The organism is Cohnella sp. GbtcB17 (assembly GCF_019091135.1).
Lineage (GTDB): Bacteria > Bacillota > Bacilli > Paenibacillales > Paenibacillaceae > Cohnella.
The window spans coordinates 1-250 of sequence record NZ_JAGXJW010000361.1 but is presented as its reverse complement, the minus strand read 5'-3'; the positions used below and the strand labels follow the sequence as shown (position 1 = coordinate 250).

General features: G+C 56.0%; 1 protein-coding gene. It reads left to right on the top strand.

Features of this window, described 5'->3' with window-relative positions; genetic code table 11:
• Positions 1–18: 18 nt before the first annotated feature.
• Positions 19–250, top strand: a 232-nt coding sequence (locus KVT38_RS33950; RefSeq protein WP_483298218.1) for a sensor histidine kinase, incomplete at its 3' end; no start/stop codon positions are given.

Genomic DNA, 250 nt, shown 5'->3' with positions numbered 1-250 from the left:
CTCGGCAGCTTCCAGGACATGAAGACGACGGTCAACGGCTTGATCGTGGTGATCGGACACAACGGGCGGGCGGAGTATCAGCTGGAGTCGGAAAAGCTGCTGTGCCAGATCAATCCGCATTTTCTCCACAATACGCTGAACACGGTTCAATGGGACGCCAGAGCGGGCGGCCAGGAGGAGATCGACCGGATCGTGACGCTGCGCGTCCAGGTGCTTCAATACAATATGGGAAAAAACAGCTTGATCGTTA